Origin of the sequence: Microcoleus sp. MON1_C5 (assembly GCF_036701875.1) — a bacterium.
Classification (GTDB): domain Bacteria; phylum Cyanobacteriota; class Cyanobacteriia; order Cyanobacteriales; family Microcoleaceae; genus Microcoleus.
The window spans coordinates 40582-52281 of sequence record NZ_JAUBRN010000053.1; the positions used below are offsets into that span (position 1 = coordinate 40582).

Annotated in this window: 3 protein-coding genes; 2 read left to right on the plus strand and 1 reads right to left on the minus strand. The window is 45.4% G+C overall.

Annotated features, from left to right (window positions below):
• Window positions 1-113: 113 nt before the first annotated feature.
• Window positions 114-5864 carry an AAA family ATPase gene (locus QUA71_RS22295; RefSeq protein ID WP_333288358.1) on the minus strand — a complete coding sequence of 1917 codons (5751 nt, stop codon included), beginning with the start codon at window positions 5862-5864 and terminating at the stop codon, window positions 114-116.
• A 565-nt stretch (window positions 5865-6429) separates the two neighbouring features.
• On the opposite strand from QUA71_RS22295, the gene QUA71_RS22300 reads away from it, so the two are divergent.
• The gene (locus QUA71_RS22300; RefSeq protein ID WP_445243817.1) at window positions 6430-10218 is read left to right on the plus strand and encodes a CHAT domain-containing protein; all 3789 of its coding nucleotides are present in this window, start codon (window positions 6430-6432) and stop codon (window positions 10216-10218) included.
• Window positions 10219-10430: 212 nt separating this feature from the next.
• A partial coding sequence (locus QUA71_RS22305; RefSeq protein WP_333288362.1) for a DUF4347 domain-containing protein occupies window positions 10431-11700 on the plus strand: 1270 nt, incomplete at its 3' end.

An 11700-nucleotide genomic window follows, 5' to 3' on the forward strand; every position in this document is an offset into this window, starting at 1 on the left:
AACTCAAAACGCACCAGCTTTGTGTATAGAATAGCACCTTAGAAAGAAATTTTTTTGTTTTTGTAACAAATGTTGAGTTTTTAATGTAGCGATCGAGTTTGGGACTTTTATGATTAATCTAAATCGTGTGGCCGATCTTTGATTTTTGTGCGATTTCTTAAAGTAGACTGACAGCGTTCCCAATAAATTTTAGCAACGCGATCGCCCTGATTCTGACCCCAACACTCGGCAAACAGCCGGGCCGCCTCAGCTAACTTCCCTTCCGAGTAAATTTCCAAAGCTTCTGCAAACAATTCCAGCGTAGCTAACTTGCCAGCTTTAATTTCTGGCGGCTCAGCATCAAACACCTCATAAACTGTTACTAATTCAGATTTTCCCTTGACTTTTACCGTATCGAGGGTGCGGATTGCGTACTGGGATAAATTTTCTAAACGCGAGTAAGTTGACTGGGTAATTAATAGCGACACCCCATAATTTTTCGTCAAACTTTCCACGCGAGAAGCTAAATTCACCGCATCACTAATTACTGTGCCCTCCATGCGATTTTGACCGCCCACCGTTCCCAGCATCAAAGTTCCAGTATTGATGCCAATCCCAATCTGAATCGGCGCACAGCCAAAATTAGCGCGCTGTTGATTGTATTCAACGAGGCTCTGCAGCATAGCGATTCCGGCTTTCACCGCATTATCCGCCTCGCCGCTAAACAGCGCCATAATCGCATCGCCAATATATTTATCAATAAACCCGTTATTTCCATTAATAACGGGTTCCATGCGAGAAAGATAGGAATTGATAAATCTGAAATTATCCTCCGGCGTCATGCTTTCCGAGAGCGTGGTGAAGTCGCGAATGTCGGAAAACAGCACCGACATTTCCAACTGCACTTGGTCGCCCAATTCGACATCAATAATGCTTGATTTCTCTAAAAACTGGAGGAACTGATTGGGGACGAAGCGCTCGTAAGCTTTGTTGAGTTGGAACAATTCATTGGTAAATCTGATTCGCTCTGTTTCGGCTTTTTTTCGCTCCGTAATATCTTGAAAAGCTACAATGGCATAAGCAATGTGACCCTTTTCATCATAGATGGGAGTACCCCAACCCTCTATCGGGATAATCTTATCACCCTGGTGGATTTCTATATCGTCAGCGGTTGTACTTTCGCCGTTCAACGCCCGAACAATTGGCAAATCAGCAGCGGGATATTCCTCATCCGTACCCGCTTTATAGTTTTGATAAACTTCTGCTATTTGCTCCGACCTAGAATCCGCTATGACTCCTTTACCAAGTAAATCCTGTGCCACGCGATTTGTATAATAAGGTTTTCCGGAAGCATCCACGATTCCTATACCAACTGGTATCGCTTCTAAGAATTGAGTCAGTTTTCTTTCATTCTCGCGTACTTCTGTATAAAGCTTAGAATTTTGAATCGAGATCGCCGCCTGTCCAGATAACACTTTTAATAGTTCTACTCTTTCTGGCGTAAAAGCTCCGGCGGTCAAATTGTTTTCTACATAAACAATACTGACGATTTGAGATTGGTAAATCAGCGGCACGCATAAAATTGATTTGGGCTGATGCTTTTGGATGTAGGGGTCGTTGGTAAATTGTCCCTCTCGGGCAGCATCATCTAGTACCACGCTTTCTTGAGTGCGGGCCACATAATTGACAATTGCGGAGGAAAGTTCTTGACAGCTTTCAACTGAGATTGACTGCAACACAGTGACTTGTTCTGAATTTATTGTCCCTTCAGCTTCAATTAACAGCTTTCCCTGACTTGACAAAATCAGATAACCCTTTTGCGCTCCTGCATTTTCCATCACAATTTTAATCAAGCTAGACATTAGTTTTTCTAGCAATATTTCGCCAGAAATCGCCTGAGAAGCTTTCATTACTGTAGTAATATCTAGGTTGATGCCCGAACCATTAGTTGTCAATGATGCGGTAGTTTTATGGTTTTTTCTTCCCGGTTTAATTGCTGTAAGTAATTGGGAATATCGCGTTTCTAAATCCTTTACCTTAGCAGTGGCTCCCCATTGGGCATAACAATAATACGCCTCAATCATGTAGGTTTTAGCAACTTTTTCTTTACCCCATTCTAGGTAAAATTTGGCTGCTAGTTCATTAGCTAGTGCTTCTTCGTTGATAAATTTATTTTCTTTGGCTCCAGAAATGGCGCGATCGTAGAGGTCACTCGCCTCTGCTTTGTTTCCTAAAATTCGCTGCTGTTCGGCTCGAATTAAATCGCCTTTGTGGGCAAAGTTCATGGGTGCATGAGTCGCCCACTTAGTAAGTTGCTCAAGATCCTTCGTAACCGCTTCACTGATTGGCAAGGTGTTGGTGTTGGCGAGTAACGTCAGTGCATGATAGAAATAAAAGACTCCATAGAACAAAGTTCCGATAATGGCACCAATTGTTTTTTCGCCAATTTGAGCTATCTCCAGAGCTTCCTGGGGTTGCCCAAAATGGTAAGCCAGAATCAATTTATGAGCATAGACGCTCCCGAGCGAGTAAGTATCTCCTGCTAATTTATGCTGAGGTAATCGTGTCGTTTCATCGTAAGCTTCTCCAACCAATTTCTGGGGAGCGTCGGCTTCCCCTGTCCAATTTAAGACGGCCTGTTGCACAATTTGGTGAAAGTTCAGAGCAGTTGTTTGTTTGACTTGGGCGATCGCCTCTGCATAGGTTTGCATCTCTTGTCCCAGTTGTAGAAGTTCATTTCCCGCAGCATAAGCGAGTTGACAGCGGTTATAGGCACAGTAAGCCGCGAACTCCAAATCTCCCGTTTCCAAACCCGCTTGATAGCCTTCGAGCAAAGGCATCAGTACAGTGTGCATCGGCTCCTGCCAAATGCGAACAAATGGATAAACTAAATTGAAAATTTTCGCTTTAAAACTTGATGCTTTAAACATTTCCATCAAGGCGATCGCGATATCAGCAGCACGATTTCCGGCTACAATTTCCCCACCAAATGCACAAAGAATTAGTCCATAGGTTGAATAAGCATAGGGTGTTTGGATCGCATTTCCAAACTGAAGTGACAATTCAATTTGTTTGAGTACAATCAAGGGATAGAGGGCTGGCGAACCGATATAGGCTGCTGAAGCCATACTGCTGAGAATATTCATTGCAGCCAGCTTCTGCGGATCGCTCATCTTTGGTGAATTCATCACATCCACACTCATCAGTCGATCACCAATAGCATTGAGAGCAGGGGCTACCATTTCTTGGGTGGGATGTTCTGGCAAGTCAACATCCAACTCTTGAAGGATTGCCCGTGCCACCTGAATCGCCTCTGATAATTGATTGCGGGCCATCAAGGATTGAATTTTTATTTCTAAGACTTTAACTTGTTCTAGGGGGTTTGACCTATGCTGGAGAACTGCCTCGACGCAAGCATCTACCCGCTCAAATGCGCCAATCAGACAGGCTGAATTAGCCCCTTCAATGTGCAGTTCTGAAGTAAGAATGGGCTGTCTGATCCATTGATCGGAACTGTCAGTGGCTAAAAGTCGCAGCCCTATCTCACAGTATTGAGCCGATGCTGGGTAAGCAGCCGAAAGCCGTGCTTTACGTGCAGCCATCAAATTGAGATTGGCTAGATGGTCTCGCCGAGCCTGAATTGCAATGCGATCGATGCCCAGATTAAATTGACTGACAATCGCAAAAATTCTCTCGTCTAGTTGCTCTGCTGAGGTTCGAGCCAATAGCAATTGCCCAATGTGCAAATGGACGGATTGTTTTTGGTCTTCAGGAATCAAGGAATAGGCGGCTTGCTGGACGCGATCGTGCAAAAACTGATAAATCGGATTGGCAACAGGTTGAGTATTAGATTGACCATCTGTTTGAATGAAGCACTTATAGCCTTCGGTAATGGGTAAAATGAGTCCTTCTTGCAAGGCTCTCCATAGCGCTGATGCCGTTGGTTCGGGTAATTCGTCGCTGACTATTGCCAATGTCTCTAAATCAAACTGCGCTCCAATGCAAGCCGCCAACTTGATAACATCCTGAGTTTGGGCAGGCAACTTCTGCAATTGCACCGCCATAAACTCCACCACATCCAAGGCATGGGTAAGCCTAGCTTGAGCAATATCGTACTGCCACCCCCCTTTAGGTCCCCCCTTAATAAGGGGGGACTGAGGGTAGTTAAAGATAATTTGACCATCTTCATACAACGACTTGAGGAATTGAGTCGAGAAAAAGGGATTACCTTTGGTTTTTTGAGCCACCAATTCTGTCAAAGGCCCGGCCAAAGATAAATCACAAATCAGCGTATCTGCTACCAACTGATTCATATCTGCTAAACTCAACGGTTGCAGCGTAATAGTATTCACCACTGCCCCAGACTTAATAATCTCATCCAACGTCAACATAAATGGATGAGATTGTGACACCTCATTATCCCGATAAGCACCCACCACCAATAGATGCCCCGTATCTTCCATCAACAGTTGTAATAACTTTAAAGATGCTGAATCCGCCCACTGTAAATCGTCCAAAAACATTACTAAGGGATGTTGGGCTGTAGTAAATACTTGCACAAATTTCTGCATCAACAGATTGAAGCGATTTTGGGCGGCACTCCCCGATAGTTCTAGTGCAGGACCTTGAGCGCCAATAATGCGTTCTAACTCAGGAATCACCTCAATCAGCACTTGCCCAATCTCGCCTACTGCTGTTAGGATTTTTGTTTTCCATGTATGTAACTGAGCATCGGTTTCTGATAATAATTGCCCCATCAATTCCCGAAATGCTTGCACAAATGCACTGAAGGGAATATTGCGCCCAAATTGGTCGTATTTGCCTTTAATAAAATAGCCCCGTTGTCTGGCTATAGGCTTGTGGACTTCGTTCACTACGGCGGTTTTACCAATCCCAGACAAGCCAGCCACCAGCATCATTTCGGCGTTACCTGTACTGACTCGTTCAAAAGCCGCTAATAGATTATCAACTTCACTTTCTCTGCCGTATAACTTTTCGGGGATCAGGAAACGGTCTGTAATATCCCGCGTTCCCAAGTCAAATTCGGCTATGCTATCGGTTTCTTGTAATTGAACCAGACAACTCTCTAAATCGTGCTTTAGCCCCCCGGCCGTTTGATAGCGATTTTCGGCATTCTTCGCCATCAATTTACTTACAAGAAGCGAGAGAATTAGGGGAATTGTCGGCTCGATTTCCTGCAGCGGAACGGGCTCTCTAGCAATGTGGCAGTGAACCAACTCTAAAGCATCTTCTGTCTCAAAAGGCAGTTTTCCACTCAGCAATTCGTAGAAGGTGACGCCGAGCGAGTAAAAGTCAGTCCGGTAATCGAGAGCGCGATTCATCCTGCCAGTTTGTTCCGGCGAGATGTAAGCGAGGGTGCCTTCTAAAACGTTGGGGTTTTTCAGGAGCGGCGTTTCTCGCGTTAGCTGAGTAGAAATGCCAAAGTCAATAATTTTTAATTGTTTCGTTTGGGGGTTGTAAACAATATTAGAAGGGTTAATATCTTTGTGGATGATGTTTGCCCTGTGAATTTGCCCTAAAATTTCAGTTGTGGCGATCGCAATTTGCAAAAATTCCTCCAGAGTAAACTTTCGCTGCTGCATCCATATTTTCAAGGATTCGCCGCCAAAGTCCTCTACAAACATCACGAGACTGTTTTGGTATTTTCGCAAGTCATAAACCTGCACAACTCCCGGCTCTTTTAGCTCTCGGGTGATGCGGTATTCGGTGCGGTAGCGCACCAATTCTTGAGGTGTGGGGTAGGTCTCTTTGAGAAGTTTGAGGATAAGCCGCTGGTTATCTGCTTCCCGAATGGCTCGGTAAACCAGAGAGTTGGCACTTTCATAGAGAAGTGTCTGGGTGGCAACGCCTGCAATAGAGAGCATATTGATTTTTAGGCTAAAAATTAACGCGCAGTCAACACGCACCAGTTTTGTCTAGAGCATAGCGCGTTAGAAAAGCAAAAATAAGCTTTGTTAACAAATGTTTAGTTTTTCGGGTAGCAGCCTGCAAATACTTTGTGGTAGCCCCGATTTCGCTCGCCTAATTTGTATTGTGCACAACAGTCGATCGCACTTTTGCTTTGATTTTCAGCCCACATTACGCAGCCTGGGGTTTCACACAGCATCATTACGCAGAAAACTCTCTTTTTTAAGTAATAAATTAGGCTTTTAAAAAGTTTTTTATCAGTCAATGTACGGTTTAAAGCTATAAATTATAGCTTTATTGCTGGATAAAAACAAGTAATAACCTATTCTTACAGTTGAGGGTGCAGAATGTGATTTTCAGGTAAACCAACCGCCCTGATGGTGACGACGTTCTTAATAGCTAAGCCTGCGTCGCAGTTGACCGCACTGAGCAGCTAATACCTTAAAGTTATAATTGTCAGATACGTGCTCGGCCAGCTAAAAGCTAATGAAACTAGCCTTCTTTTCTATACATGGTGCTGCAATGCTAGCGATCGCAGCCACTATTTTGAGTACAGCGGTGGGACAAGGACAACCCATTGTTCCCGCACCTGATGGCACTGGCACTACTGTCACGCCTGACAACGGCGATCGCTTGAATATTACAGGCGGTCAAACTTCTAGAGATGGAGCGAATCTTTTCCACAGTTTTCAACAGTTTGGGCTTAGCGAAGGGCAGATTGCTAATTTTATGTCTACTCCCGCTATTCGCAACATCTTAGGACGGGTAGTAGGTGGGAATCCTTCTATTATTAACGGTTTAATTCAAGTAAGTGGCGGCACTTCCAACCTATTTTTAATCAATCCTTCTGGCATTATTTTAGGCCCTAATGCTAGCTTGAATCTTCCGGCTGCTTTTACAGCTACTACTGCTACTAACATCGGTTTTGATTCGGGTTTGTTCAATGTTGCCGGAGCGAACGATTACAGTACGCTGATAGGAACTCCGAACACTTTTTACTTTACTCTCAGCCAACCTGGAAGTATCATCAATGCAGGTACTTTAGCAGTCATGCCGGGGCAAAGTATAAGTTTAATTGGCGGCACAGTTGTCAACACTGGTTCCCTCAATGCTCCCCAAGGTAATATTATTGTCGCTGCTGTTCCCGGTGAGAATACTATTCGGCTTCGTCAAGAAGGACATTTATTAAGTTTAGAAATAGGGGTTGTTGACGGGGGATTGTTGGCACAGAATGGGCAATTATCTCTGCCTTTGTCTCTTCCGCAATTGCTTGCGGGGGCGGGTGGAAACTCTGCTACTGGTATCTCCGTTAACAGTGCAGGAGAAGTGGTTTTGACGGCGGGTTTGAGGGTGGAAAGCGGGGATGCGGCGATCGCTAGTTCTACTGTTAATAGTCAGAATGCTACACTCTCGGCAGCACGTAATCTCACTTTGGTAGAAAGCCAGCTACTTACTGAGAATAACTTGTATCTGTTGGCAGGAGATACGCTGCGGGTGCGGGATGGAAATAACGCTTTCAGGGCGATCGCAGGCGGCAATCTTACTATACAAGGTAATCAAAATATTGATATCTTCGCGCTAAATTACCCTAACCCTGCATTCCAATCCGCAGGAGATATCACATTATTGAGCAATGGCAATGTTTCCGGTGATGCTCACTTCGCTGCGGGAGGTAATGTAAGTATTCTCACATTGTCTGGCAACGGTGGCAGTTTTTTGAGTTTGTTCGACCCGATTATTAGCTCCGAGGGAGATGTGAGATTTGGTGATTATACTGGAACCTCACTTAAGGTAGAAGCAAAAGGCGCGATCGCGGCCGGAGATATTACCATCACAGGGCCAGATACTACTTTGTCGGGTTCCGCCGATCCAGATGCGGCGGTGCTTTCAGGTAGTGCAGCTTTAATTCTGCGATCGGGCGTTTCGACTCTGGCGAATGCTGCCAATGTGCCGCCGACTACGACAGCAGGGGAGACATTTTTTGCCTCGCCCGGTGTTGCTTCGGGCAATAGCATCGGAGTGGGAGCGATTTCGACAGCAGGCGGGCCTGTGATTTTGGAATCAGCAGGGGACATTGCGCTGGATGCGATCGCGACTTCTGGGGGTAATATTACTCTCAAAGCTGCTAGCGACATCGCCGTTACAGGCACTCTTCAGTCTACTGGCGGCAGTATTGACCTCACGGCTGGCAATCTTCTCACAGTCAGCGGCACTTTTACAGATAGTAACGCTGTAAATGTGAGCATTTCCAGCGCTAATGGCACAAGTGGCGGCGCGATTATTATTCGCCACGCAGGGGGCACGACTACACCTTTTATTGTCGGCGATGCGACAACGAATGGGACGGCGGGAGCCATTACATCAGGTTCCCAGACAATTTCGCCACAGTTTGCAGTGCCAGTGCCGCCAAGCACTTACACTCAGGGCAATATTGCGATCGTTACTTCCGCGCCATCTCCAACGCCGGAACCGACACCATCTCCAACGCCCGAACCAACACCGGAACCGACCCCATCTCCAACGCCATCGCCTACGCCAGAACCGACGCCATCTCCAACACCGGAACCGACACCGGAACCGACACCATCTCCAACACCGGAACCGACACCATCTCCAACACCGGAACCGACACCATCTCCATCACCTGCGCCATCTTTAATACCAGAACCAACCCCATCACCTGCGCCATCTTTAATACCAGAACCAACCCCATCACCTGCGCCATCTTTAATACCAGAACCAACGCCATCACCTGCGCCATCTTTAATACCAGAACCAACCCCATCACCCGCGCCAATTCCACAAGCAATACCGTCTCCGATATTGCTTGTGCCCTCCATTGCGCCTGAAATGCTAGCCCCGATGCCATTACCTAGTCCGACACCAACTTTATCTCCGTCTCTTGATGCCACCTTCTCTTTACCGGATATTTCAACTACCAACGCGATCGCTCAATCTGACAACCTGAGTATCATTAATAGAATTGAATCTCTTTTTAACTACAGATCCGATTGGGTAAGCGAAGTTGTCCAAACGGCATCGCCTCTAAATATAGTTAGCCCCAGCGATATCACAGGGCTAATCGATAAGGGCGATATCTCTCAAGCCAGTGTCTTTATGGATATCTTCTATAGCGAACAAGTGGGGTCATACATTAACCAGGAAATCAGGCGGGATTTCCAATCTTTTACGGCAATACAGCAAAGAACTAAAGTCATCGCCAACCAAACTGGTAAGAAACCAGCCATTATTTACGCCTTAGCCCGCCCTGAACAATTAGACCTGATCATCGTTCCCCCTACAGGCATCCCAATTCATAAAAGCATCCCCCCAGCTAAGCGCGAAACTTTGATGCAAGTCGTCGCCAATTTGAGGTCTGAACTCCTTAGTCCCAGCAAAATCAATACTCAGAGCTATTTGCCAGCATCCCAACAACTTTACCAGTGGATAATTGCACCCTTGGAAGCTGATTTGAAAGCTCAGGGCATCGATACGCTAGTTTTTAGTATGGATGCGGGGTTGCGATCGCTCCCCTTAGCCGCCCTCCATGACGGTTCTCAATTTCTAGTAGAAAAATACAGCATCGCACTTATTCCCAGTGTCAACTTGACCGATACTAACTATGAAAGCGTTAAAAATGCTGAAGTTTTAGCAATGGGAGCCTCGCAATTTACCAATAACCAACCCTTGCCAGCAGTGCCCGCAGAACTTAATGCTATTGCCTCAGAATGGAAAGGCGAATCTTTCCTCAACCAAACCTTTACTCTCAATAATCTTCAATCGCAGCGCAATGACAGACCCTATCGGATTATTCACCTCGCCACTCACGGAGAATTTAAGCCGGGAGCACCGAGCAATTCTTACATCCAGTTAGCAGACACCAGACTAACGCTCGATCGCGTTCGCGAACTAGGGTGGAATCAGCCGCCTAAAGTTGAGCTATTGGTGTTGAGCGCTTGTAAAACTGCTGTGGGTGATAATGACGCTGAATTAGGCTTTGCGGGGCTAGCTGTGCAAGCGGGGGTGAAGTCAGTTTTGGCGAGTCTTTGGTACGTCAGCGATGAAGGTACTTTAGGGTTAATGGCTGAATTTTACCATGAGTTAAAAGTCGCGCCTATTAAAGCCGAAGCCTTACGGCAGGCTCAAATCGCCATGATCAAAGGTCAAGTTCGCATTGAAAATGGCCGTTTAATTTTGTCTAACTTAAATAAGGAGTTAGAATTGCCACCAGAATTAGCTAAACTAGGTAATCAAAACCTTTACCATCCTTATTATTGGTCTGGCTTTACAATGATTGGAAGTCCTTGGTAAGGTATAAAGGTGATTGCAATTGCTTCTTGAATCGCGACATAAAATTGCTGTGTTATTCGTAATGACCTAGTAGTAAGTGCATAAATACTAACCATATCATTGCGGACGAAGCGAAGCAATCGCAAGGAATGATGTAAGCACTAGCATCTGATTGCTAGTGCTTACATAAATATTGTTTGAAGGAAAAATCTAAAAATCTCAAATTAAATATAATGCAAATAATACACCAAAAATGGGACTCAATTCTAGTTTTTATTGACTCAAATGTTGAAGATTATCAGAGTTTAATTAGCGGCATTTCCCCAAATGCTGAAGTAATTATCCTAGATGAAACGCGGGATGGGATCGAGCAAATCACCGAAATTCTGGGTCAGCGCAGCATCACCAGCCTGCACATAGTTTCTCACGGCAGAGAAGCAGCAGTAGAAATCGGCTCAACAGAACTTAATATTGATAATCTAGAAACCTACAGCAACCAATTGCAGCAGTGGGGAAAAGCCCTTAACGAATCCGGCAGCATTCTGCTTTACGGCTGTAACATAGCCGCCGGCGAATCCGGCATTAAATTCATACAAAAACTCAGCGAATTAACCGGGGCAAATATTGCCGCTTCCAATAACCTAACAGGGAGTGCAGCATTAGGTGGCGACTGGGAATTAGAAATTACTACAGGACAAATAAATACCGACATAGCCTTTGAAAAAGAAGTCATAGAAGGCTACACATCAGTCCTGGCTACCTTAGCGGCTGAAGAATTTAAAAATCCAACCGTAATCGGGCCTTGGATATATGGAGTTGGCAACGCCTCTACAGCTAACCCAGGCTTAACCGCAGGTAGTACACCCAACAGCAGCGGCGTTATTCCCGCTTTAGGGACTGGCGATACACCCGGAACAGGTACTTTGAGATTAACCTCAAACGCCTTTGACCAAGCAGCTTTTGTAATCTACAACAACCCCATCTCCGCCACTGAGGGTCTGAGAATTACCTTTGATTTCTTTGCCTATAACAGAGGTACTGTCCCTTCACCAGGGGATGGTTCCCTCCTTGGTGCCGATGGCATTAGTTTTTTCCTCATTGATGGAACAGCTACGCCAACACAAGCGGGAGGCTTTAGGGGCTCTCTCGGCTATGCTCAAAATACTAATTCAAATTCACCCGGTATTGTAGGAGGTTATTTAGGTGTCGGATTAGACGAATTTGGCAATTATTCTAGCACTATTGCTGGCAAACAGGGCGGCACGGGGCAGCTACCTGATGCAGTAGGACTTAGAGGCAGCCAAAGCACATCTTATAATTTTTTAACTAGCACAGTCGTTCCCGGTGGCATAGATAATATAAATGCAACCAGTCGCACGGATGCTAATACTAAAAGAACCGTTCAAGTTACATTATTCCCGACGACTTCACCAACATTTCCTAACCGTCTGACAGTTGCCTTCGACGTGAACAAAAACGGCACATTTGATGCGGGCGAAACAC

Bases quoted from the DNA above. Each gene is read 5' to 3' on its own strand.
- QUA71_RS22295 (WP_333288358.1), bottom strand. From the start codon at position 5,864: ATGCTCTCTATTGCAGGCGTTGCCACCCAGACACTTCTCTATGAAAGT.
- QUA71_RS22300 (WP_445243817.1), top strand. From the start codon at position 6,430: ATGCTAGCGATCGCAGCCACTATTTTGAGTACAGCGGTGGGACAAGGA.